Genomic DNA, 23,250 nt, shown 5'->3' with positions numbered 1-23,250 from the left:
GCCGCCGGACCCCCACCGCCCGCCGGGTGACCAGGCCCACTCGCTACGTCACTGTTGCACCCCGTGCAGCAGTGACGTAGCTCGCCGAGGCCCCGGGCGGGCCGCGGGCGCTCAGTCGGCGATGACGATGCCGAGCTCGAGGGCGAGGGCGTCGGCGAGGTCGACGACCTGCATGCGGCTCATCGTCGCGCCCTTGAGCCCGGCCAGGCCGACCGGCGAACGGAGCGTGGCCCCGGAGAGGTCCAGGGCGGCATACCTCCCGCGACCGAAGGTCGGCGACACGAGCGTGCAGCCCTCGAAGGTCAGCCCGTCGACAGTCGCCTCCTGCAGGTCCAGCTCGACGACGACGCAGTCGACGAAGGCGACGTCCTTGAGCCGGGCTCCGCGCAGGTTGAGGAAGTCGACCTTGCCGCCGCGCACCGTGACGTCACGCCACGTCGAGCCCCACGCGGACACGGCCGCGAGCCGGCACCCCTCGATAGTCATCTCGACGAGGCTCGCCTCGGCCAGGGTCAGCCCGACGCCCCCGACGCGCTCCCACTCGCACTCCGACCAACGCGAGCCCTCGAGGTGCGACTCGTCGAGCGTGCCACCGAGCAGCGAGCACTCGAGGAACGTGTGACCCTCGGCGTGGGCCCGCGTGAAGTCGGTGCCCTCGAAGCGGACGGCGTCGTGATGTTGGTCTCGGGTGCTGAACACGGCGTCACGAAAGACGGTCTGGTCGGCGGCTGACGGCATACGGTGAGTCTGTCAGCCGGGACCGACGCCCATCCTCCGCGTCCCGGCTGCGGCCTCCACACCGCGGTGGTACCGCCTGCACAGCAAGGACCCTCATGGCAGACAGCACGCCCGACCCCGACTTCAAGCCCGGCCTCGAGGGCGTCATCGCCTTCGAGTCGACCATTGCAGAGCCGGACAAGGAGGGTGGGTCGCTGCGCTACCGCGGCGTCGACATCGACGACCTCGTCGGGCACGTCGACTTCGCCCACGTCTGGGGCCTGCTCGTCGACAACGAGTTCGACCCGGGGCTGCCGCCCGCCGAGCCCTATCCCCTGCCGGTGCACACCGGGGACGTACGCGTGGACGTCCAGTCCGCGCTCGCCATGCTCGCGCCGGTGTGGGGTTTCAAGCCGACGCTCGACATCGACGCCGACGAGGTGCGCGACAACCTCGCCCGCGCCGCGGTCATGGCCCTGTCGTTCGTCGGGCAGTCGGCCCGGGGGCTCGACAAGCCGATGGTGCCGCAGAGCGAGGTCGACAAGGCCCGCACCATCACCGAGCGGTTCATGATCCGGTGGCGCGGCGAGCCCGACCCGAGGCACGTCGAGGCCGTCGACGCCTACTGGGTCTCGGCCGCCGAGCACGGCATGAACGCCTCGACGTTCACCGCCCGCGTCATCACCTCGACGGGCGCCGACGTCGCCGCTGCGCTCTCCGGCGCCGTCGGTGCGATGTCCGGCCCGCTGCACGGCGGCGCGCCCTCGCGTGTGCTCCACATGCTCGACGGGGTCGAGCAGCAGGGCGACGCGACGGCCTACGTCAAGGGCGTCCTCGACAAGGGCGAGCGCCTGATGGGCTTCGGCCACCGCGTCTACCGCGCCGAGGACCCGCGCGCCCGTGTGCTCCGGTCCGCCTGCGAGCGTCTCGGGGCACCGCGCTACGAGGCAGCCGCGGCGCTCGAGAAGGCCGCCCTCGACGAGCTGTACGCCCGCCGGCCCGACCGCGTGCTCGCGACGAACGTCGAGTTCTGGGCCGCGGTCATCCTGGACTTCGCCGAGGTGCCGCCGTCGATGTTCACGCCGATGTTCACGTGTGCGCGCACGGCCGGCTGGTCGGCGCACATCCTCGAGCAGAAGCAGACCGGCCGGCTCATCCGACCGTCCTCGCGCTACATCGGCGAAGGTCCGCGCAAGCCCGAGGACGTCGCCGGCTGGACGCCCGACATCTCCCACTGAGGGCACGCCCTCGGGGGCCGTTTGCCGTCTCGAGCGTAGCCGGGACGTCGTGCACCCACGCTCCTATGCTGGGAAGCAGGCTGCGGCCGTCCGTCTGCCAACGTCGTGGCCACCCGAGGTGCCGCCATGCCCGACTCATTCGTCCACGATCGCGACGTCAAGCGTCTGCTCGAAATCCTCGAGGACGCCCACGAGCTGGACGCGGACGACCTGTTCTATGCATCCGTCCTCGACGAGATCAGCGAGCTCGTCCCAGCGGACCAGGTGACGTTCCAGGTCAATGCCTGGCATCGAGGCTTCGGCTCGCTCGTCGAGGTCTCGTCAGGCCAACGTGACCAGTACTCCATCCAGGTCGAGGACATCGCGAACGACCCCCTGTTCGGGCCCGACGGATGCGGTGCCCTGTCGGCGGTCCACGGCTACACGGGGGTGACCTGCGAGACCGATGCCGGCTCGACCGGTCCGGTTCACGAGCTCATCGCCTTCATGTCGCCGCTCGGTGAGTTCGACCGCCGCTCGCTGTTCTTCCGCCACGGCGGACCCGTCTTCTCGGACCGTGAGCAGGACCTCCTGCGGCTGGCCCGCCCTCACCTCGCCGAGCTGCACCTGCGCCGGGTCTCGGAGCAGCGCGGGGCGCCGCGCCTGACCACCCGGCAGTGGGCCATCATGCGCCTCGTGGCCACCGGCGCGACCAACGCGCAGGTGGCGCACCAGATGGGCATCGCCGAGGGGACGGTGCGCAAGCACCTCGAGAACGTCTTCGTCCGGCTCGAGGTCTCGAGCCGGATGGAGGCCGTGAACATGGTGTTCCCGCACTGAGAGGACGGCACGACCGGGCGATCGGCGATGTCCGGGCAGCGGGCGCCGGACCGCTGCCCCGCGACGATCAGGCTGGCAGGTGGTGGTGGCTGTGCCGCCAGGCGACGGAGTACACGAGGCCCGCGGCCGCGACCACCGCGACGGCGAGCGCCAGCACGAGCATCCAGCTCACCGACCCGCCGTCGGCCGCGGGTCCGGTTGACGTCGTGCCCGCGTCCGGCCACAGACCCGAGCGACCTCGCGACTCGTCGCGGAACTTGCTTGCGAACGCCTGCGTGGCGCCGACGACCGACCCCGCGAGGACTGCGCTGATCGCTGCGACCAGGCGTAGAACGTGGTGCTTGAACATGATCTGCTTCTCTCCTATGGGGACGTGTGCTCCACGCCCGCGATCCCCCGACGTCCACGCCGGCGCTCCTCGCGCCGGTGACGGCTGGTCCCCCCATCCCGCCACTCATCGAGCGTGCGCCCGGCCCGCAACCGAGGGGAATACGACCTTCCGCGTACTGCCGGTCGTCGACCGGCTCTGCGAAGCCGTCCGCGCACACACCCCTGCCCGCCGTGTGGGCGTCCACACACCGAGCAGCGATGTCCAAGGGGTGGGCACGTGAGGTTCAATGGCGGCGGTGACAACGGCGTCATCCGACCTCAACACGTCCGCCACGTGCCCGTAACGTGGCCGCACTTCGCAAGGGTGAATCCGTGACCGAAGCACCAGCCGTGACCCAGCCCATCACCATCCCGGCCGAGCTCCTGCCCGCCGACGGACGGTTCGGCTCCGGACCCTCGAAGGTCCGCCCCGAGCAGCTCGACTACCTCAGCTCGCTGGGTCGCACGGTCCTCGGCACGTCGCACCGCCAGGCACCGGTCAAGAACCTGGTCGGCGAGGTCCGCCAGGGCCTGCGCGACCTCTTCTCCCTGCCCGACGGCTACGAGATCATCCTCGGCAACGGCGGCTCGACCGCGTTCTGGGACATCGCCGCCTTCGGCCTCGTCCGCGAAAGGTCGCAGCACCTGGCCTTCGGCGAGTTCTCGAGCAAGTTCGGCAACGTGACCGCGGCCGCCCCCTTCCTCGGCGACGCCACGATCATCAAGGCCGACCCGGGCACGCTCGCGACGCCGCGGGCGGAGGCCGGCGTCGACGTCTACGCGTGGCCGCACAACGAGACCTCGACCGGCGTCATGGCGCCGGTCCAGCGCGTCGAGGGCGCCGACGACGACGCCCTCGTCCTCATCGACGCCACGTCGGGTGCCGGCGGCCTGTCGGTCGACATCACGCAGACCGACGTCTACTACTTCGCCCCACAGAAATGCTTCGCCTCCGACGGTGGCCTCTGGCTCGCCGCCTTCTCCCCCGCCGCGCTCGCCCGCGTCGACGAGATCGCCGCGACGGGCCGCTGGATCCCCGACTTCTTCAGCCTGCCGACGGCCGTCGACAACTCACTGAAGAACCAGACCTACAACACGCCCGCCCTCTCGACGCTGGCGCTGATGAAGAGCCAGCTCGACTGGATGAACGGCAACGGCGGGCTCGAGTTCACGACCGGCCGCACCCGGGACTCCTCGAGCCGCCTCTACGGCTGGGCCGAGCAGACCGACTGGACGACGCCGTACGTCGCGGACCCGGCCGCCCGCTCGCAGGTCGTCGGCACGATCGACCTCGACGACTCCATCGACGCCGCGGCCGTGGCCAAGACGCTGCGCGCCAACGGCATCGTCGACGTCGAGCCCTACCGCAAGCTCGGCCGCAACCAGCTGCGCGTCGCGATGTTCCCGGCCGTCGACCCCGAGGACGTCACGAAGCTGACGCAGGCCATCGACCACGTCGTCGCCGCCCTGGGCTGAGTCCCGGGCCGCGTCGCCCAGCTCGTCCCGAGAGGGCCGGCTCCCGTGTGGGGGGCCGGCCCTCTCGCACGGCCGCGCCGCACCGACGCGTGACCTTTCGGGACGTCCCTCGTTGATCCCGGCAGACCGCCAATGGGGGCGGCGTCGCATCCGAGGAGTCACCATGGTCCGCATCGTCCGCGCAGGCACCACAGCGCGCCGGGTCGCTGCAGCCGTACCGGTCATCGCCCTGGCCACGGCCGGCATCGCGTTCGCCGCCACCCGCGGCACCGACGCCGTCACCCCGACGTCGGCGATCACCGTGCCCGACCAGGCCATCACCGACGGCAGCCCGCTCTACCCGCAGGCCGGTCCCGCGCCGGCGCCGATGCAGCTGCCCCCGATCTACCAGACGTTCACCGAGGACTACGCCCGAGTGGACGTCCCGGCGGCGTCACGCGGTGCCATCTCGGCCATCGACTCTCTCGCCCCGGTCCGTTTGGACGCCGACGGCATACCGGCGGTGGCCGTCACGGCCTACCAGCGCGCGGCCGGCGTGCTCGGCAGCATCAAGCCCGGGTGCGGCATCGACTGGGCGGTGCTCGGCGCCATCGGGCGGGTCGAGAGCAACCACGCACGCTTCGGTGGCAACGTCCTCGACGCGAGCGGCATCGCCCGCCCGGGCATCATCGGCATCCCGCTCGACGGCTCGCGCGGGACAGCCCGCATCACCGACACCGACGGCGGGGCCCTCGACCGCGACGCCGTCTTCGACCGCGCCGTCGGCCCGATGCAGTTCATCCCGACGTCGTGGTCGATGGCCGGTCGCGACGGCGACGGTGACGGCTTCGCCAACCCGCAGAGCCTGACCGACGCCGTCACCGGCGCGGGAGTGCTGCTGTGCTCGGGCGGTACCGACCTGCGACAGCCGGGTGCGGCCTACCGCGCCGTGCTGCGCTACAACCACTCCGACTCCTACGTGCGCACGGTCCTCTCCATCGCGGACGCGTACCGCCGCGGCGTGACCGTGGTGCCGATGAGCGCGATCCCCGCCGCCCGCCCCGCCGCCGGAAGCGGCTCGGCCACGCCCGAGGGCTCGGGCTTCGCGTATGCCGGGTCGCCGGCCCCCCGTTCGACGGCTTCGCCGAGCGCACGCCCCACACCGAGCTCCTCGGCGAAGCCGTCACCCGCACCGTCCAGCACCTCCAAGTCCTCAGCCTCGCCGAAGCCGTCGGCACCGTCGAAGCCGAAGCCCGGCTCCCCCGGTCTGCCGATCCCGCTGCCCTCCGTGCCCGGCGTGCCGCTCCCATCCCTCACGGTGCCGCTCCCGTCCGTGACGAAGCTGCCCGTGCCGACCATCCCGGCCGAGATCGTGCGGCTGCTCGCGCTGCCCCACCTGCCGCTGCTCAGCGGCGACCCGAAGGACCTCGTCCGGGTGCTCGACCCGCTGACGGCCAAGGTCGTCTGCATCCTCGACGCCAAGGTCGTGACGTGTCCCACCGGAGGTCTGCTCGGCTGACCGGGGCACCCGTCGGTCGAGCAGCACCCCTCACACGGAAGCGGCCACCCATCCGGGCGGCCGCTTCCGTCGTCTCCGTTGCCTTGTCTCCGCGGGCGGGCTCAGGCGCCGGCACCCGCGATCGGCGGCGCCGAGGCGTCCGCACCCGCGCTGCTCGCCTCACGACGGAGGTACTCCTCGATGTTCTCGACGTCGGCACGGTTGCGCTGGACGACGGTCAGCAGGTCGGACATCGAGCTGACCTCCTCGACCTGCTCCTTGATGAACCACTGCATGAACTGGTCGGACGCGAAGTCGTGCTCCTCGCGGGCGACGGCGGTCAGCGCGTTGATCTGGTCGGTGACCCGCTTCTCCTGGGCCAGGGCCAGCTCGACCGGCTCGACGATGTCGGCGAAGGCGTTGGTCGGTGCACCCACCCCTGGGATCGCCACGGTCGAGTCCGTGTCGAGGAGGTACTGGACCATCATCATCGCGTGGTCGCGCTCCTCGAGCGCCTGACGGTAGAACAGCGCCGCCATCTGCGGCATCGTCAGGGTGTCGTAGTAGACCGCGATCGCGACGTACTGCTGGTGGGCGGCGTACTCGTGGCCGATCTGCTCGTTGAGCAGGTCGACGAACCTCTGGGCGGCCATGGTGGCTCCTCCGCACTGGTCTCGACGGGTGGGGCAGACGCCCATCCTAGGGACGCGGCGCCGACTGGTCCGCGCCGGCCGCCCACCCGCCGGTCGCCCACCCGCCACCCGCCGGTCGGTCAGCGGTTGACGAACGCGGCGATGACAGCGATCGCGATGAAGAGCACAAGCGCCGCGACGGTGATGCGGTGGCGGAACTTGAAGTTCACTTGGTCACCTCGGAGGTGGCGGGCACCACCGAGGCGAGCTGGATCCGGAGTCGGGGGCGCCGCTGGGTCTGGATGGTCACCGCGACATTCTGCCGACGTGCGACCCAGAGGCCAACCGCGACGAGGCTGAGGCCCACGGCGATGGTGCCGATGGCGATCGTCCAGCGCGGCCCCCAGGCGTCACCGATCCAGCCGATGACCGGGGCACCGACGGGCGTGCCACCCATGAAGATCGCCATGTAGAGCGCCATGACCCGCCCACGCATCATGGGGTCCACGCTGACCTGGACCATGGCGTTGGCCGTGGTCAACGCGGTCAGGGCGGCGAGGCCCGTCGGCACGAGGTAGACGGCGAACATCACGTAGTTCGGCGCCGTGGACAGCAGGGCCGTCGACACGGTGAAGCCGGCGAGGGCGACGAGGAGCACCCGCATCCGGGGACGGGCGCGCCGGGCCGAGAGCAGGGCGGCGGTGAGCGAGCCGATGGCCATGATCGAGCCGAGCAGGCCGTACTCCCCCGGGCCCTTGTCGAAGACCTTCGTGGCCATCAGGGCCATCGTGAGCTGGAAGTTCATGCCGAACGTCCCGAGCACGAAGACGAGCGCCATGATGAGCACGAGGTCGGGCCGGCCCTTCACGTAGCGCAGGCCCTCGCGGATCTGGCCCTTGCCGCGGGCGCGCGGTGAGGGCGTCAGCAGGCTGGTGTTCATCCGCAGCAGCGCCACGAGCACGAAGACGAACGTCGCGGCGTTGACGTAGAGCGCGGGAGCGATGCCGAACCACGCGATGACGAGGCCGGCGACGGCGGGGCCGACGAGTCGGCCGAGGTTGAACGACGCGCTGTTGAGGGCGACCGCGTTGGGCAGGTGCTCGGTGTCGACCATCTCGGAGACGAACGTCTGCCGGGCCGGGTTGTCGACGGCCGTCGCGACGCCCTGCAGGAACGCGAGGGCGTAGACGTGCCAGAGCTCGACGACGCCGGCCGCGGTGAGCACCGCGAGGAGCAGCGCCGTGACGAGCAGCGCGGTCTGGGTGAGGAAGAGGATGCGCCGCTTGGGGAAGCGGTCGACGAGCATCCCCGCGAACGGCGCGAGGATGAGGAAGGGCAGGAACTGCAGTCCCGTGACGATGCCGAGCGCCGTCGACGAGTGGTCGGTCAGGACCGTGAGGACGAGCCAGTCCTGGGCCACGCGGCCCATCCACGTGCCGACGTTGGAGACGATCGCGCCGGAGGCGTAGATGCGGTAGTTCGGAATGGAGAGGGAGTGGAAGGTGGGGCTCATTCGCTGGCCACCTTGGCCAGCACGTCGGCGGCCCGCTGGAGCAGCTCCCGCTCCTCGTCGGTGAGCTGCTCGAAGCGCGACAGCATCCACTCGTCGCGGTGCCTGCGGATCCGCTTGAGTGCCTTGCGGCCCTCGGGGGTCAGCGACAGGATCACCTGCCGCCCGTCGGTGGGGTCGTCGGCCCGGGAGACGTAGGCACGCTCGACGAGCATGTTCGTCGTGCGCTTCATGCTCGGGGCCGAGACACGCTCGATGTCGGCGAGCTCGCTGTTGGTGCGGGCCGTGCTCTCGAGCCGGCAGAGCACCGAGAACTGGTGCGGCGGCAGCTCGCGGTCGGACTCGAAACGGACCCGCCGCGAGATGCGCATGCAGGCGAGTCGGATGTCGTTGGAGAGCGAGACGAGCTCGGCTCTGGAGAGCCGGCTGGTCGGGTGCTTGGAAGTCAAGGGCGGATCCTCGGAAGTGCAGTCTGGTGATACTTAGCCTAACTCATTACCTCGGCTAACCATTCCCAACCCTGGACAGACCGGGCACCGGCCGCGACGACGGTCGTACGCGGAAGGCCCCCTCCCGAGCGGGAGGGGGCCTTCACGGCATACGTTCTCGGGCGTTAGGCCGAGCGGACCGCCTGGTGCGGCAGCGTCGCTCAGGTGAGCATCGACTCGAGCGGAGCCTTGATGAAGTAGACGACGAAGAACGCGGCGACGATCCACAGGAGCGGGTGGATCTCGCGCTGCTTGCCACGGGCCATCTTCACGAGCACCCAGGCGATGAAGCCCGCTCCGATGCCGACGGTGATGTTGTAGGTGAAGGGCATGAGCACGATGGTGAGGAACGCCGGCAGCGCGATCTCCATGTCGTCCCAGTCGATGTTCTTCACCTGGGTCATCATGAGGAAGCCGACGATGACGAGCGCCGGTGCCGCCGCTTCGGAGGGGACGACCGCGAAGAGCGGGGCGAGGAACGTCGCGAGCAGGAAGAGCACGCCGGTAACGATCGACGCGAGGCCCGTGCGGGCGCCCTCCTCGACGCCCGACGCCGACTCGATGTAGGAGGTGTTGCTGCTGACGCCACCGGCGCCACCCGCGATCGCGGCGACCGAGTCGACGACGAGGATGCGGTCGGTGTGCGGCGGGTTGCCGTCCTCGTCGAGCAGCTTGGCCTCGGTGCCGATCGCGACGACCGTGCCCATCGTGTCGAAGAAGTCGGCGAGCAGGAGCGAGAAGACGAACATGAGGGCCGTGACGACGCCGATCTTCTCGAACGAGCCGAGCAGGCTGAACTGGCCGAGGATGCCGAGGTCCGGGGCGTTGGTGATCGAGTCGGGCAGCTTCGGCACGGTGAGGGCCCAGGCCGACGGGTTGGTCAGGGCGCCCTTGTCGTCGAAGACGCGCGGACCGATGGCGAAGATCACCTCGAGGACCATGGCGAGCACGGTCGCCACGACGATGCCGATGAGGATCGCGCCCTTGACCTTGCGGATGAGCAGGACCGCGATGAGGAAGACACCGAAGACGAAGACGAGGGTCGGCCAGCCGTCGAGGCTGCCGCCGATGCCGAGCTCGCTCGGGACCGACCCGGGTGTCGTGGGACGGCGGGCGAACCCGGCGTCGATGACACCGATGTAGGCGATGAACAGCCCGATGCCGACCGAGATCGCGACCTTGAGCGGTGCGGGGATCGCCTTGAAGACCGCCTTGCGGAAGCCGGTCAGCACGAGCACGAGGATGATGACGCCCTCGATGACGACGAGGCCCATGAGGTCGGCGAAGGTGATCTTGTCGGCCGAGTGGGTGATGACCATGCCGGTGATGAGGCCGTTGATGCCGAGCCCGGCGGCCAGCGCGATCGGGAAGTTCGCGACGAGGCCCATGAGGATCGACATGACGCCGGCGATGACCGCCGTGCCGACCGCGACGAGCAGCTTGCTCTCGGTCAGGTCGGTCGTGCCACCGATCATGGTGCCCGAGCCGTCGACGACGCCCGAGAGGATGATGGGGTTGAGGACCACGATGTAGACCATCGTGAAGAAGGTGACGAAGCCGCCCCGGACCTCGCGAGCGACGGTCGACCCGCGCTCGGTGATCTTGAAGAAGCCGTCGAGCCCGGTCTGTGTGGGCGCTTTGCGTGTATCCGTCGACATGGCGCACCACCCTAGTGGCGGCGCGTTTCGGCTGTGTGACGAGACCCTAGGCTGTCTGCGTGACCGACGAGACCACCCCCGACCTGCCGCCCGCGTCCGACCCGACGCCCGAGCAGATCGCCCCGCTGCCCGTGCCGATGCTGCGGATCATCGAGGTCGGGATGGCTGCGTGGGTCGTCGCGCTCGTCGTCATCCTCGTCGTGCCCGCCCTCCACGAGGGTGACCGCGACTGGTGGCCGTGGACGTGCGTGGCCGGATTCGTGCTGGGCGCCATGGGCTGGGTCTACGTGTGGCGCGGGCGCGGCAACGCGAGCGACGCCGCCTGAGACCCGGTCGCGCCCAGGGGCGGCAGCGGACCACCCGGGTATGCCGGGTGGCCGTCCCGTGGTCGGGCGACTGTCAGTCGGTGACGGGGTCGTCCGAGCCGTGCGACTCCTCGGCGGGCGCCTCGGCCGGCTTCTCGTCCAGCTCGGCTGCCGGCAGCTCGCCCGGCTCGTCGGCCGACGGCTCGTCGACCGACTGCTCGTTGGTGGCCGTCTCGTCCGTGACCGTGCCGGCCTGGGCCGCGCGCTCCGCCGGCTCGACGTCGACGGCGAACTCGTCGACGATCGGCTCGCCGATCGGCGGCGGCTCGGGGTGGTCCATGTCGGTCTCGGAGTGGGCCCCGCAGCCGTGGTCGAGCGAGACGACCCGGCCGTCGGAGGGGCTCCACTCGTTGGCGCAGACCCCGAAGGTCGCACGCAGCGCGCCCGCCATCGGCAGGAAGTAGCCGCACGTCGTGCAGCGCTCGGTCGCCTTGGTGGCGATCTCGGCCGTCGGACCGTTGTCGCCGGCGTACCACCGGCTCGCGGCGACCTCGCGACCCTCGGCCGACAGGACGCGGGGACGACCGAGTCCGAGCTCGAAGAAGGCCATCTGGTCGACGTCCTCCTCGCCCGTGGCCTCGAAACCGGCCTCGAGGTTGGGGTCGTCGTGACGGAAGGGCAGCACGTCGCCGGCACCGAGGTCGCCGGGAGCGAGCCGGTCGGCATACGGCAGCCACTCGGGAGCCAGGACGGCGTCGGGACCGGGCAGCAGGTTGGTCTCGCAGACCGTCGCCACCTTGGCGCGCGACACCCGGGCGACGCTGACGCCCCAGCGCCAGCCGCGGTAGCCCGGCGAGGTGCACTCGAACCAGTGCATGCCGAGGCGCTCCTCGAGCAGGTCCATGCCGAGGTGCGCGCCGACGGTTGCGGGCTCGGCGACCTCCTCGAGGACGCTGCGGGCGAGGTCGGACGCGGCCAGCAGCACGGCGTCCGTCTTGGGGGCGGTGACGGTCATGAGCTCACTTCTCCAGCTCGTCCGCGAGGCCGCGCAGGGCGCGTGCGACGTTGGAGGCGAGCTTGCGGTCTGGGCGGCGTCCGGCGCGGTAGCCGTTGCCGACGCCGTCGAGGAGCTGCACGACGTCCTCGATGATGACGGTGAGCTCCTCCTGCGTCTTGCGGGTCTGTGCGGTCTTGTTGGCGGCGACGGACTGGACCGGGTCGAGCACCTTGACCGACAGCGCCTGGGCACCCTTGCGGCCCTCGACGATGCCGAACTCGACACGCACGCCCTTCTTCAGGGTCGTGATGCCCTCGGGAAGCGCGTTCGCGTGCAGGAAGACGTCCGCGCCGGAGTCCTCGGAGATGAATCCGAAGCCCTTGTCCGCGTCGTAGAACCTGACCTTGCCAGTCGGCACAGTCCACCTCGTTCAGATCTCGGTCGGCCGCCTCACGGCACGACTCGATGGCGCTCCTTGCGCTCCGCTCCAGCCTAACGGCTCGGGGCAAGCCGGATTTCCCGCCGCGCAGGCGCCGGGCCTCCGATCGCGCGGCCCGCCGCCCTACGCTGGGGCATGCCCACGCCCCTGCACCTCGAGTCGTCCCGCGCCGTGCCCGTCGAGGTCGGCGACGCGTACGACCGCCTGCTCCCCCACCCGCTCACCGACCTCATGTCGCGGCGCTACGGGCTGCTCCCACCGATCCGGGAGGTGCGCGACCAGGGCGGACCGTGGGGCGAGGTGGGGCAGACCCGGACCATCGCCCTGGCCGACGGCGGCACGATGCGCGAGCGCCTGACCGAGGTCGTGCGGCCCGAGCGCTTCGACTACGTCCTCACCGACTTCACGGGGGCGTTCAGGCCCCTCGTGTCGCACGTCGACGGCCGGTGGGCCTTCGCGCCCGAGGGCACGGGCGTGCGCGTGACGTGGAGCTGGACGCTGCACCCGACGAGCACGTATGCCGCCCGCGTCCTGCCGCTCGTCGGCCGGATGTGGCAGGGCTACGCGCGACAGGCCCTCGAGCAGACGTCGGACGTGCTGCTGGGCCGCTGAGCCACCGGGCGGCCGGTCCGACCTGCCGAGCGGGCCCTGCGGTCCGGTCAGGACGGGGAGATGCCCCAGGTCCCGGTCCACTCCTCGCCCGGCGCGAGCACGACGAGACCGTCACCCGAGTTGAAGGCGTCGGCGGGGCAGCTCATCGGCTCGACGGCGATGCCGACCTCGCCCTTGCGGTCCTCGGCGATGGCGGTGAACACCTGGAGCCACGGGAAGGCCGCGTCGGCCCAGAGCGTCGTCGTGCGGTCGGCGGCGGCCACGGTGGCGCGCCACATGCCGTCGGCGTCGCGCAGGACGTCGGTGTAGGCCGTGTCGAGGCGGGCACCGCCGACGGGGCGGCGCTCGCGGAAGTCGTAGGGCGCGCCCGAGACCGGGCGGTTCGCGGCGGGCAGGAGGCGCTCGTCGACCTCGACCCACGTCGCGGCCGGGATGCGCAGCTCGACGTCGGGCAGCAGGGTGTCGCCGACGGCGAGGTAGGGGTGCGCGCCGTAGCCGAACGGGGCGGCCGTCGGTCCGACGTTGCGGGCTGCCGCCGTCACGACGAGGCCCGACTCGTCGAGCAGGTAGGTCGTGCGCAGGTCGAGGAAGTGGTCCCAGCCGGGCTGCGGGTGCAGGCGGTAGCCGACGGTCACGCGGTCGTCCTCGTGCTCGACGAGCTCCCAGAGCGCCCAGCGCACCAAGCCGTGGCTCGCGTTGCCGCGGGCGACCTCGGTGACCGACAGCTGGTGCTCGGTGCCCTCGAACGTGTAGCGGCCGTCACGGATCCGGTTGGGCCACGGCATGAGCTGCTGGCCGCGGCCCGACGCACAGGTCTCGTCGGCGGCATAGCCGGCCACGACGTCGACGCCGGCACGGGTCAGCGTGCGCAGCCCGCCGCCGACCTCGACGACGGTCGCCTCGAAGGGACCGTGCCCGATGGTCCACTGCTGCCCGGTCGGGTGGGCCGGGGCCGGCTCGGCGGGTGACGCCGGTGAGAGCGCGCTCATGGAGGCAACGCTAGCGGGCACGCGCCCGAGCGAGTCGGAGGCCACGTCAGGTGGGCAGTAGGTTGGGAGGATGGCCACCCCGAGCCGGAGCCTCGCCGACGACATCCGCGGCCGCAGCGACGCAGAGCTCATCGACCTCGTGCTCGCGCGCCCGGATCTCGCGCGCCCCGCGCCGGCCGACCTGACGAGCCTCGCCGCCCGGGCGGGCACCCGGGCCAGCGTGCAGCGCGCCGTCGAGGCGCTAGACCGGGGCCACCTCCAGGTGCTCGAGGCCGTCGTCGTCGCGGGCGACGCCGCCGAGCGCAGCGTGCTGCTGCACCTGCTCGGCACCGACGACGCCGGGACGGTCGACGCCATCGTGCAGGACCTCTGGCGCTCGGCGCTGGTCTGGCGCGGCGTCGACGGCGACCACGTCGTGCGCACGGTGCCCGAGGTGCTCGGCACGGCGGTTGCCGGCCTGGGGGCGCCGATGCGCGAGCTGCGCCCCTCGTCGCCGCCCGAGCACGCCGACCCCGACCGCATCCGGGCGACGGTCGCCGAGGCGCCCGACGACTCGCGCGCCATGCTCGAGCGGATGACGTGGGGGCCCGCCTTCGGCGTCCTGCCCGCCGCCGCCCCGGGTCGCACGACAGCCCGCTGGCTGCTCGAGCACCACCTGCTCGTCCCCGTGTCGACCGACCGCGTCGCGCTGCCCCGAGAGGTCGGGCTCGTGCTGCGCGAGGGCCGGCTGCACCGGTCGACCGAGCTGACCCCGCCCGACATCGAGGCCCGTCCCGTGTCGCTCGTCGACGCGGCAGCCGGCGGTGCCGCCAGCGAGTGCCTGACGCACGTCGACGAGCTCGCCGCCGCGTGGGGCGCCGACCCGCCCCGGGTGCTGCGCGCCGGCGGCCTGTCGGTCCGAGACCTCCGCGTCACCCAGATGTCCCTCGACCTCGACCCCGAGCACACCGCCTTCGTCGTCGAGCTCGCGTATGCCGCCGGGCTGGTCGCCGACGACGGCGAGGTCGTGCCGGTGTGGGCTCCCACGTCGGAGATCGACGAGTGGAGCTCGAGCGAGGCCGGGCACCGCTGGGCGACCTTGGCCGTGGCCTGGCTCGGGTCGACCCGGGCCCCGCACCTCGTGGGGCGACGTGGCACCGGCACCGGGCCGGCCAATGCGCTGGGCCCCGACGTCCAGTGGCCGGCGATCCGTGCGATCCGCCGCGAGGTGCTGCGAGAGCTCGCCTCGCTCGAGCCGGGCAGCGCGCCGGACCACGCCTCCCTGCGCGAGCGCCTGGCGTGGCGGCGGCCGAACCGGTCCGCTGCCGTGCTCGACGAGGCCGTCGAGGCGGTGCTGCGCGAGTCCGAGTGGCTCGGGGTCACCGGTCGCGGGGCCCTGTCCGAGGCCGGCCGCGCCCTCGTCGCCCCGCTCCTCCCCCTCCTCCCCGCGGTTCGAGGTGATCGCGCCACCCAGGCCGGTGGCGGGAACACCTCGAACGGCAAGCGCGCCGCCCGGGGTCGAGGTGATCGCGGGAGCGGCTCCGGTGGCGGGGTCACTTCGACCGAGCAGACGCCGCCGGAGGCGGGTGCCGTGGCCGAGGCCGTCGCCGCGGCGATGTCGGCGCACCTGCCCTCCCCCGTCGACCACATCCTCGTCCAGGCCGACCTCACCGCCGTCGCCCCCGGGCCGCTCGTCGGCGGTCTCGGTTCGTTCATGCGCCTCGCCGCCGACGTCGAGTCCCGCGGCGGTGCCACGGTCTACCGCTTCACCCCCGAGTCGGTGCGCCGGGCGCTCGACGCGGGGTGGACCGCGGCCGACTTCACCGAGACGGTGCGCCGGTCGAGCCGCACCCCGGTCCCGCAGCCGCTCGAGTACCTCGTCGCCGACGTCGCCCGCAAGCACGGCCAGACCCGCATCGGCGGCGCCGCGGCCTACATCCGCTCCGACGACGAGGCGGTCCTCGACACGATGCTCGCGTCCCGCGACCTCACTCCGCTGCGGCTCCGGCGTCTCGCGCCGACCGTGCTCGTGTCGTCGGCGGACCCCCGAGTCCTCGTCGACCTGTTGCGCGACAACGGCTTTGCACCCGTGCACGAGGGGCAGGACGGCGCTGTCGTCCACGCCGAGACGCCTCGCCGCAGGGCCGGTTCACGCCGCCGCGGCCCCGGCCCGATGGTCTCGCCCGTCGACCGGCCCTACACGCAGACGCTCGTCGACGGGCTGCGCGCTGCCGAGGCGACGGCCGACCAGCGCCGCGTCGAGGACGAGACCCGTCCTGGTCCACGCATCCTGGCGATGGACCCGGTCGTGACGCTGTCGCTGCTGCGTGACGCGGTCGCCGACCGGCACGGCGTGTGGATCGGCTACTCCGACGGCCACGGCGCCACGAGCCGCCACCTCATCCACCCCCAGAAGGTCGAGGGCGGACGGGTGCGAGCCACCGACGAGTCGGGCCACGAGAAGTCCTTCTCGGTGCACCGCATCACCGGCGCGACGCTCGAGAGCTGAGCAGCCTCGGTGGGCAACGACATCCGCGGAGGCCACCGGCCGGCATACGTGCTCCACGACCACCGGAAGCCGCGGCCGCACTTCGACCTGCGGCTCGAGGAGGACGGCGTCCTGCGATCGTGGGCGGTGCCCAAGGGGCTGCCGACGACGAGCCGGCACGACCGCCTGGCCGTCGCGGTCGACGACCACGCCATGGACCACCTCGACTACACCGACGAGCACAAGTCGGTCGCCGACACCGGGTGGTGGGAGGAGGAGTCGCGTGACGACCACCGGATCGTCTTCGTGCTCCACGGGCAGGACGGCTCGCGCCGCTACGCCCTGATTCGCACCGACCGCGACTGGCTGCTGCACCTCACCAAGGACCAGCCCCCGCCCTGACGCGCCACCTCCTACGTCCACCGTCGAAGGGCCAGGAACCGAGTCCCGGTTCGTGGCCCTTCGACGGTTGGGGTGGTCAGGCGCCGGCGAGGGCGCGCACGACGTTGCTCGGCGACGGACGACCCAGCCGGCCAGCCATCCACACCGACGTCTCGACGAGCGCGTCGAGGTCGACGCCGGTCTCGACCCCGGCCCCGTGCAGGGCCCACACGAGGTCCTCGGTGGCGAGGTTGCCCGTGGCGGACTTCGCGTAGGGACAGCCACCGAGGCCACCGGCCGCCGCGTCGACGACCGAGACGCCGTCGCGCAGGGCGGCCATCGTGTTGGCGAGCGCCTGGCCGTAGGTGTCGTGGAAGTGCACGGCGACACGGTCGGTGCCGATGCCATGCGTCCCGAGAGCCTCGAGGAGCCGGTGCACGTGGCCGGTGGTGCCGACGCCGATGGTGTCGCCGAGGCTGAGCTCGTGGCAGCCGAGGTCCATGAGCCGCTCGGCGGTGTCGACGACCTGGTCGATCGGCACCGGCCCCTCCCAGGGGTCGCCGAAGCACATCGAGACGTAGGCCCGCACCCACATGCCGTCGGCGAGCGCGCGCTTCACCACGGGCTCGAACATGGCGTACTGCTCGGTGACCGACCGGTTGAGGTTCTTCTGCGCGAAGGTCTCGGTGGCCGACCCGAAGATCGCGATGGCCGTGAGACCGAGCTCCTCGGCGCGGTCGAGGCCGCGCTCGTTGGGCACGAGGGCGGGCCGGCGGCGTCCCAGCCCGTCAGCACCGAGGCCGGCGAGCACCTCCTCGGCGTCACCCATCTGCGGCACCCACCTCGCCGGCACGAACGACGTCGTCTCGATGGTGCCGAGCCCCGCGGCCTCGAGGCGGCGGATGAACTCGACCTTCGTGGCAGCCGGGACGACCGTCTTCTCGTTCTGCAGCCCGTCGCGAGGACCGACCTCGTAGATCGTCACCTTCGGGGGCAGCCCCGTCGCCGCCTCGACCTGTGGGGATCGCATGCGCCCATACTGTCACCAGCACGCCCCACCCCCGGGCCGAGGTATCGGCTCGCACCGGGGCCCGACGGAATACCTCGACCCACGCTCGGAGTTGTCCCCACACGATGAATGACGGACCCCTGATCGTCCAGAGCGACAAGACCCTCCTCCTCGAGGTCGACCACCCGAACGCCGAGGCCGCACGCCGCGCCATCGCGCCGTTCGCCGAGCTCGAGCGCGCCCCCGAGCACGTGCACACCTACCGGATCACGCCGCTCGGTCTGTGGAACGCCCGCGCCGCCGGCCACGACGCCGAGCAGGTCGTCGACGCGCTCATCACCCACAGCCGGTATGCCGTCCCCAACGCGCTGCTCGTCGACGTGGCCGACACGATGGACCGTTACGGGCGCCTCACCCTCACCAAGGAGGGTCTCGCCGACAGCCCGGAGGGGACCCGTCTCGTGCTGCGCACGACGGACCGCCCGGTGCTCGAGGAGGTGCTGCGGCACAAGAAGATCAAGCCGCTCACGGGCGAGCGCCTCGACGACCTCGCCGTCGTCGTCCACCCGAGCGAGCGCGGCACCCTGAAGCAGGAGCTGCTCAAGGTCGGCTGGCCGGCAGAAGACCTGGCAGGCTACGTCGACGGCGAGGCCCACCCGATCGACCTCGACCAGGCCGACTGGCACCTGCGGCCCTACCAGCAGCACGCCGTCGACGGCTTCTGGCACGGCGGGTCGGGCGTCGTGGTGCTCCCCTGCGGTGCGGGCAAGACGCTCGTCGGCGCCGGCGCGATGGCCGCCGCCAAGGCGACGACCCTCATCCTCGTGACCAACACCGTCAGCGCGCGCCAGTGGAAGGACGAGCTGATCAGGCGCACGACCCTGACCGAGGACGAGATCGGCGAGTACTCCGGCGCCCGCAAGGAGATCCGCCCGGTCACCATCGCGACCTACCAGGTGCTGACGACGAAGCGGAAGGGCGCCTACGCGCACCTCGACCTGCTCGACGCCCGCGACTGGGGCCTCATCGTCTACGACGAGGTGCACCTGCTGCCGGCCCCGATCTTCCGCATGACCGCGGACCTGCAGGCACGCCGCCGCCTCGGCCTGACCGCGACGCTCGTGCGCGAGGACGGCCGCGAGGCCGACGTCTTCAGCCTCATCGGCCCGAAGCGCTTCGACGCGCCGTGGAAGGACATCGAGGCCCAGGGCTACATCGCTCCCGCGGACTGCGTCGAGGTGCGGGTCAGCCTCCCCGACGGCCAGCGGATGGCGTATGCCGTGAGCGAGCCGGAGGAGCGCTACCGCCTCGCGTCGTGCTCCGACGCGAAGCTGCCCGTCATCGAGAAGCTGGCCGAGCAGCACGCCGGCGAGCCGACGCTCGTCATCGGGCAGTACCTCGACCAGCTCCACGAGGTGGCCGAGCGGCTCGGTGCCGAGGTCATCACGGGCGAGACCACGGTCAAGGAGCGCCAGCGCCTCTACGACGCGTTCCGCACGGGAGAGATCACGACCCTCGTCGTCAGCAAGGTCGCCAACTTCTCCATCGACCTGCCCGAGGCGAGCGTCGCGATCCAGATCAGCGGCACGTTCGGCTCGCGCCAGGAGGAGGCCCAGCGGCTCGGTCGCGTCCTGCGACCCAAGGGCGACGGGCGCACTGCGCACTTCTACACGATCGTGAGCCGCGACACCGTGGACGCCCACTTCGCCGCGCACCGCCAGCGCTTCCTCGCGGAGCAGGGGTACGCGTACCGCATCGTCGACGCGGATGATCTGATCTGACCTATCGCCGCGCCCCACGAGAGCTGGGCTGACCGGCCGGGGCGACAGGCACGACACCGCACACCGTGCGGCGCTCAGATGGTGGCAAGCACCCGTCTGAGGTGCGCCCAGGCGGCGTCGGCCGGGCTACTCGCCGGCGTCGCCCTGCTGCGCGGACTTTCTCCGCTCGAGCAGCCAGTGCGCCTCGTGGGTGTCCGGGTTCCGCCAATCGCGCAGGCGGTACTCGAAACCCGGCAGCAGCACGATCGGGATCGGATCCGGCGACGCTGGGGCCACCGCCCCGACGACGATCTTCGCGTCGTTGGGGATGAACGGGGACTGTGCGACAACAGGTGTCGTCACGATCTCTAAGGGGTCTCCATAGGGGCGGGCCATTCGGCGCACGCTATCACAGTTGCCATTTGGCTACGCGATAACACATGGTAAGAAGCCTGATAGAAGCCTGATAGAGTAGCCACAGCGTCGGTTGCCAAAGGGCCGCCGGGCCCCCATGAAAGAGACCACGCAATGATGCGCAAGACCATCCTCGGCCTCGTGGCCATCGCCGCGATCGCCGCCCCGCTCGCCTTCGCCTCCTCGGCCAGCGCCGCCGTGTCCGTGAACGACGCCGGAGTCGGCCACGTCGACAAGAGCGACGTCCAGTTGGCACTCGGCTGGAACAACAAGGCATTCGACAATGGCGCTGGCACGCTCAACTTCACCGCCGGTGCCGAGAAGATCACCGTGGACTACCCGATGAGCTGCTTCAACCTGAACACCGGGGCGGTCACCAGTGGTGGCCACCGGCTGTTCGTTCAGTCCGGCATGGCCGCAGTCGAGGCGACTCCGGTGCTCAACCTCGGGAACGGCAGGCAGATCACCGGCTTCGACCTGAGCGGCAAGTCCACCGGCTTCACTCCGGCTGGCTCGACCGTGGTCCGCGACGTCACCTGCGGGGCGGACACCGTCCTCTTCATGAATGAAGGCTCGCCCACCCAGCCGGGCACTATGTCGGTGACCGGTGGCCTCAAGGTCAACGGCTTCGACCTGCCGAACACCCCGGTCGTGGTCCCGGCTCCCGTCCTCTGACCGAGCCGCATCACCGCAGCGCCCCAGACCTCCGGGTCTGGGGCGCTTTGCGTTCGTCTGGGCCGAGACCGTTGGCGGCAGGAGACTCGTCGTCATGCCGGTCGAGGCCGGGAACGGCGACCGCAGCACTCGCAGGCGAGGTGGTCGGGTGGAAGCTTGACGGCGTCGTCGAGCATCGTGGCTCGCAGCGCGTCGGCCTTTCTCGTCGGTCAGCGTGTGGCCCTTCGGACGGCCCGCCTCTGAGACCTCGGCTCTGTCTCATTCAGCGACTCAATTAGGTCAGATGTGCCTGACCTATTTACCATCGTCGTCGTGGGCAAGCTCAAGGCCAAGGACGTGGCGAAGCTCAAGCCGAAGTCCAAGTGCTGCAAGGACAGTCCGCGGTGCACGAAGTGCCCCGTGGTGATCAAGCGTCTGTGCGCGCAGGACTGCGCCTCGATGTGCGGCAAGGACTTCAAGAAGGCCCTGGCCAAGGCCCGCAGGCGCTGAGAATTCGGCGTTCCCAGCGAACTCCCAGCGAACACCCGGACACTGGGGCTGTGGACACCCAGACAGCGTCGGCACCCGAGGCCCGCCTGCTCGTCGTCGAGGACGAGCCGAACATCCGCGAGCTCCTCGCGACGTCTCTGCGCTTCGCCGGGTTCGAGGTCGAGACGGCCGGAGACGGCACGACCGCCCTCGCCATGGCCGCGGAGTCCGAGCCCGACCTCGTCGTGCTCGACGTCATGCTCCCCGACGTCGACGGCTTCGAGGTGACCCGGCGCCTGCGCGACCGCGGCCGCCAGCAGCCCATCGTCTTCGTCACCGCACGCGACGCGACGGGCGACAAGATCCAGGGCCTCACCGTGGGCGGCGACGACTACGTCACCAAGCCGTTCAGTCTCGAGGAGGTCATCGCCCGCATCCGGGCCGTGCTGCGCCGCACCCGCGGACAGGCCGACGACGGCGCGACGCTGCGCTTCCACGACCTCGAGCTCAACGAGGACTCGCACGAGGTGCGCCGCGGCGGCCGGGTCATCGACCTCTCCCCTACCGAGTTCAAGCTCCTGCGCTACCTGCTGCTCAACCCCAACCGCGTGCTCTCGAAGCTGCAGATCCTCGACCACGTCTGGGACTACGACTTCCGTGGCGAGTCCGGCATCGTCGAGTCCTACATCTCCTACCTCCGGCGCAAGATCGATGCCGACGGTCCGTCACTCATCCACACCAAGCGCGGCGTGGGTTACGTTCTCCGGGTGCCCCCAGAGCTGACCACCCCCTGACCGGATGGCCGACCTGACCGCCCCGGCGGGGGACGCACCCCGCCCCGACGGAGGCCCGCGCGGGCGTTCCCTGATGAGCCGCCTGCGGGCCATGCCGCTGCGCTGGCGTCTGCTCGGGGTGACGCTCGGCCTCGTCGCGGCCGCCCTCGCCGTGACCGCGCTCGTCGTGAGCGCCCTCCTCCGCGTCTACCTCGTGAACCAGACCGAGCAGGAGCTCGAGGTGTACGCCACGAGCCTCGCATCCGTCGACCTCTCCGAGTTGCAGCTCACCGGCTCACGGATGCCCACGAACTTCACCGCGCGCGTTCTCGACCTCTCGACCGGCGTGGTCGATTCGCTCGGCGAGGCGGCCTTGGTCGAGCCGGCGGTTGCCGCGATCCCGGTACCGAAGATGACCGACGCGAATGTCATCAACGCGACGACGTTCGAGGTCGGCTCGACGAGTGGCGAGGGCCAGTGGCTGGCACTGGCTCGTCCCAACGATGAAGGCAGCGCCATCGTCGTCGTGGCCCTGCCTCTCAGGCCGCTTGAGGCCACCGTCAACCAGTTCCTCCTCTATGCCGGCGGTATCGGTGCCATCACGTTGCTGCTGACCGGGATCTGCGGCTGGTACCTCGTCGCCCGCACCTTCCGTCCGCTGACCCGCATCGAGGACACCGCGGCCCAGATCGCCGTCGGCGACCTCACCCAGCGCGTCGACGTGCCCGACACCGACGACGAGGTCGCCTCCCTCTCACGTTCGCTCAACGCGATGCTCGCCCGCATCGAGCAGAGCTTCGCCGTGCGACAGGCCAACGAGGCGAAGATGCGCCGCTTCATCGCCGACGCCTCGCACGAGCTGCGCACCCCGCTCGCGGCGGTGGGCGGCTACGCCGAGCTCTACCGCCAGGGTGCGCTGCCGACGGCCGACGCCGTGACCGGGGCGATGGGGCGCATCGAGTCCGAGGCGCACCGGATGAGCGGCCTCGTCGAGGACCTGCTGACCCTCGCGCGGCTCGACGGCGAGCGCCCGCTCGAGCTGCAGACCGTCGACCTCGCCGTCCTCGCGGCCGACGCCGCGCAGGACGCCCGGACCATCGCGCCCGTCCGACACGTCGTCGCGACCGGCATCAACGGGCCCATCGAGCCGACCGAGCTCGAGGCCGACGAGCAGCAGCTGCGCCAGGTGGTCACCAACCTCGTCACCAACGCGCGCGTCCACACCCCCGACGGCACCTCGATCGAGATCCTCGTCGGCCGCGTCGACATCGCCCACGTCGCCCTTCACGTGCGCGACCACGGCGTCGGCGTCCCGGAGGCGGACCGGCAGAGCGTCTTCGAGCGCTTCTACCGCGCCGACTGGTCCCGCAGCCGCGGCCAGGGTGGCGGCAACGGCCTCGGCCTCGCAATCGTGCAGGCGATCGTCCAGGCCCACGGAGGCGAGGTGACGGTCCAGGAGACCCCCGGTGGTGGGGCGACCTTCGTCGTCGTGCTCCCGCTGCGGCCTGCCACCAGCCGGGGTGACCGGCATCACATGGTCGCCCGACAAGGCACAGCCGATTCCTAGGAACACCACA

At 71.3% G+C, this 23,250-nt stretch carries 24 protein-coding genes; 13 read left to right on the top strand and 11 right to left on the bottom strand.

What is annotated here, in order from left to right; all coding sequences use genetic code 11:
- Nucleotides 1-111: 111 nt before the first annotated feature.
- Nucleotides 112-738, bottom strand: coding sequence for a pentapeptide repeat-containing protein (locus ASG96_RS03145; protein WP_057586531.1), 627 nt, complete (start codon nt 736-738; stop codon nt 112-114).
- A 95-nt stretch (nt 739-833) separates the two neighbouring features.
- On the opposite strand from ASG96_RS03145, the gene ASG96_RS03140 reads away from it, so the two are divergent.
- Nucleotides 834-1,955: a citrate synthase 2 gene (locus ASG96_RS03140; protein ID WP_057586529.1), complete on the top strand. Its 1,122-nt coding sequence runs from the start codon at nt 834-836 to the stop codon at nt 1,953-1,955.
- A gap of 126 nt (nt 1,956-2,081) precedes the next feature.
- Entirely contained in the window at nt 2,082-2,774 is a 693-nt protein-coding gene (locus ASG96_RS03135) for a helix-turn-helix transcriptional regulator (RefSeq protein ID WP_056759764.1), read from the top strand.
- 67 nt (nt 2,775-2,841) lie between these two features.
- On the opposite strand, the gene ASG96_RS03130 is transcribed toward ASG96_RS03135, so the two are convergent.
- A complete protein-coding gene (locus ASG96_RS03130; RefSeq protein WP_057586527.1) occupies nt 2,842-3,123 on the bottom strand; it encodes a hypothetical protein in 282 nt (93 codons plus the stop codon).
- A gap of 371 nt (nt 3,124-3,494) precedes the next feature.
- On the opposite strand from ASG96_RS03130, the gene serC reads away from it, so the two are divergent.
- Nucleotides 3,495-4,619, top strand: coding sequence for a phosphoserine transaminase (serC, locus tag ASG96_RS03125; RefSeq protein ID WP_057586749.1), 1,125 nt, complete (start codon nt 3,495-3,497; stop codon nt 4,617-4,619).
- Nucleotides 4,620-4,782: 163 nt separating this feature from the next.
- Nucleotides 4,783-6,117 carry a lytic transglycosylase domain-containing protein gene (locus ASG96_RS03120; protein ID WP_057586525.1) on the top strand — a complete coding sequence of 445 codons (1,335 nt, stop codon included), beginning with the start codon at nt 4,783-4,785 and terminating at the stop codon, nt 6,115-6,117.
- A 101-nt stretch (nt 6,118-6,218) separates the two neighbouring features.
- Here ASG96_RS03120 and ASG96_RS03115 read toward each other — a convergent pair whose 3' ends face one another.
- The 4 genes from ASG96_RS03115 to ASG96_RS03100 all read right to left on the bottom strand — a co-directional run bounded on the left by ASG96_RS03115 (nt 6,219) and on the right by ASG96_RS03100 (nt 10,384).
- Nucleotides 6,219-6,749 carry a ferritin gene (locus ASG96_RS03115; RefSeq protein ID WP_056759768.1) on the bottom strand — a complete coding sequence of 177 codons (531 nt, stop codon included), beginning with the start codon at nt 6,747-6,749 and terminating at the stop codon, nt 6,219-6,221.
- A gap of 205 nt (nt 6,750-6,954) precedes the next feature.
- The gene (locus ASG96_RS03110) at nt 6,955-8,241 is read right to left on the bottom strand and encodes an MFS transporter (RefSeq protein WP_056759770.1); all 1,287 of its coding nucleotides are present in this window, start codon (nt 8,239-8,241) and stop codon (nt 6,955-6,957) included.
- Nucleotides 8,238-8,687 (bottom strand): MarR family winged helix-turn-helix transcriptional regulator, encoded by a 450-nt coding sequence (locus ASG96_RS03105; RefSeq protein ID WP_057586523.1) that lies wholly within the window; start codon nt 8,685-8,687, stop codon nt 8,238-8,240. Before ASG96_RS03105 ends, ASG96_RS03110 begins: the two co-directional genes overlap by 4 nt.
- A gap of 200 nt (nt 8,688-8,887) precedes the next feature.
- A complete protein-coding gene (locus tag ASG96_RS03100) occupies nt 8,888-10,384 on the bottom strand; it encodes an NCS2 family permease (RefSeq protein ID WP_057586521.1) in 1,497 nt (498 codons plus the stop codon).
- A 59-nt stretch (nt 10,385-10,443) separates the two neighbouring features.
- Between ASG96_RS03100 and ASG96_RS03095 the strand changes: the two genes are divergently transcribed.
- Nucleotides 10,444-10,710, top strand: a complete 267-nt coding sequence (locus tag ASG96_RS03095) for a DUF2530 domain-containing protein (RefSeq protein WP_057586519.1) — start codon at nt 10,444-10,446, stop codon at nt 10,708-10,710.
- A gap of 73 nt (nt 10,711-10,783) precedes the next feature.
- On the opposite strand, the gene ASG96_RS03090 is transcribed toward ASG96_RS03095, so the two are convergent.
- Both ASG96_RS03090 and ASG96_RS03085 read right to left on the bottom strand, forming a co-directional pair.
- Complete coding sequence (locus tag ASG96_RS03090) at nt 10,784-11,704, bottom strand: DUF3027 domain-containing protein (protein ID WP_057586517.1); 921 nt, start codon at nt 11,702-11,704, stop codon at nt 10,784-10,786.
- Between the two features lie 4 nt (nt 11,705-11,708).
- Complete coding sequence (locus ASG96_RS03085; protein ID WP_056759777.1) at nt 11,709-12,104, bottom strand: cold-shock protein; 396 nt, start codon at nt 12,102-12,104, stop codon at nt 11,709-11,711.
- A gap of 156 nt (nt 12,105-12,260) precedes the next feature.
- Between ASG96_RS03085 and ASG96_RS03080 the strand changes: the two genes are divergently transcribed.
- Entirely contained in the window at nt 12,261-12,737 is a 477-nt protein-coding gene (locus ASG96_RS03080) for an SRPBCC family protein (RefSeq protein WP_056759778.1), read from the top strand.
- 47 nt (nt 12,738-12,784) lie between these two features.
- Here the strand turns inward: ASG96_RS03080 and ASG96_RS03075 are convergent, their stop codons facing one another.
- Nucleotides 12,785-13,726 carry an aldose 1-epimerase family protein gene (locus ASG96_RS03075; RefSeq protein ID WP_057586747.1) on the bottom strand — a complete coding sequence of 314 codons (942 nt, stop codon included), beginning with the start codon at nt 13,724-13,726 and terminating at the stop codon, nt 12,785-12,787.
- Nucleotides 13,727-13,796: 70 nt separating this feature from the next.
- Here ASG96_RS03075 and ASG96_RS03070 point away from each other — a divergent pair, with 70 nt between their 5' ends.
- Together ASG96_RS03070 and ASG96_RS03065 are read left to right on the top strand one after the other, a co-directional pair.
- Nucleotides 13,797-16,214, top strand: a complete 2,418-nt coding sequence (locus ASG96_RS03070) for a helicase-associated domain-containing protein (RefSeq protein ID WP_057586516.1) — start codon at nt 13,797-13,799, stop codon at nt 16,212-16,214.
- A 9-nt stretch (nt 16,215-16,223) separates the two neighbouring features.
- Entirely contained in the window at nt 16,224-16,595 is a 372-nt protein-coding gene (locus tag ASG96_RS03065) for a DNA polymerase ligase N-terminal domain-containing protein (protein WP_235509038.1), read from the top strand.
- 76 nt (nt 16,596-16,671) lie between these two features.
- Here ASG96_RS03065 and ASG96_RS03060 read toward each other — a convergent pair whose 3' ends face one another.
- Complete coding sequence (locus ASG96_RS03060) at nt 16,672-17,604, bottom strand: hydroxymethylglutaryl-CoA lyase (RefSeq protein WP_057586515.1); 933 nt, start codon at nt 17,602-17,604, stop codon at nt 16,672-16,674.
- A 104-nt stretch (nt 17,605-17,708) separates the two neighbouring features.
- Between ASG96_RS03060 and ASG96_RS03055 the strand changes: the two genes are divergently transcribed.
- The gene (locus tag ASG96_RS03055; RefSeq protein ID WP_057586514.1) at nt 17,709-19,364 is read left to right on the top strand and encodes a DNA repair helicase XPB; all 1,656 of its coding nucleotides are present in this window, start codon (nt 17,709-17,711) and stop codon (nt 19,362-19,364) included.
- Between the two features lie 126 nt (nt 19,365-19,490).
- Here the strand turns inward: ASG96_RS03055 and ASG96_RS03050 are convergent, their stop codons facing one another.
- Nucleotides 19,491-19,739 (bottom strand): hypothetical protein, encoded by a 249-nt coding sequence (locus ASG96_RS03050; RefSeq protein WP_057586513.1) that lies wholly within the window; start codon nt 19,737-19,739, stop codon nt 19,491-19,493.
- A gap of 159 nt (nt 19,740-19,898) precedes the next feature.
- Here ASG96_RS03050 and ASG96_RS03045 point away from each other — a divergent pair, with 159 nt between their 5' ends.
- From ASG96_RS03045 to ASG96_RS03035, 4 genes are all read left to right on the top strand, one after another.
- On the top strand, nt 19,899-20,432 hold the full coding sequence (locus tag ASG96_RS03045) for a hypothetical protein (protein ID WP_157610606.1): 534 nt from the start codon (nt 19,899-19,901) through the stop codon (nt 20,430-20,432).
- A gap of 312 nt (nt 20,433-20,744) precedes the next feature.
- Nucleotides 20,745-20,921, top strand: a complete 177-nt coding sequence (locus tag ASG96_RS23725; RefSeq protein WP_200962641.1) for a hypothetical protein — start codon at nt 20,745-20,747, stop codon at nt 20,919-20,921.
- A gap of 50 nt (nt 20,922-20,971) precedes the next feature.
- Nucleotides 20,972-21,694, top strand: coding sequence for a response regulator transcription factor (locus ASG96_RS03040; protein ID WP_057586509.1), 723 nt, complete (start codon nt 20,972-20,974; stop codon nt 21,692-21,694).
- A 4-nt stretch (nt 21,695-21,698) separates the two neighbouring features.
- A complete protein-coding gene (locus ASG96_RS03035) occupies nt 21,699-23,240 on the top strand; it encodes a cell wall metabolism sensor histidine kinase WalK (RefSeq protein WP_057586507.1) in 1,542 nt (513 codons plus the stop codon).
- Nucleotides 23,241-23,250: the final 10 nt, after the last annotated feature.

The sequence above is a fragment of the Terrabacter sp. Soil810 genome, assembly GCF_001429645.1.
Classification (GTDB): Bacteria; Actinomycetota; Actinomycetes; order Actinomycetales; family Dermatophilaceae; genus Terrabacter.
Note: the sequence above shows the minus strand (reverse complement) of the source record. Positions and strands in the feature narration are given on the sequence as shown.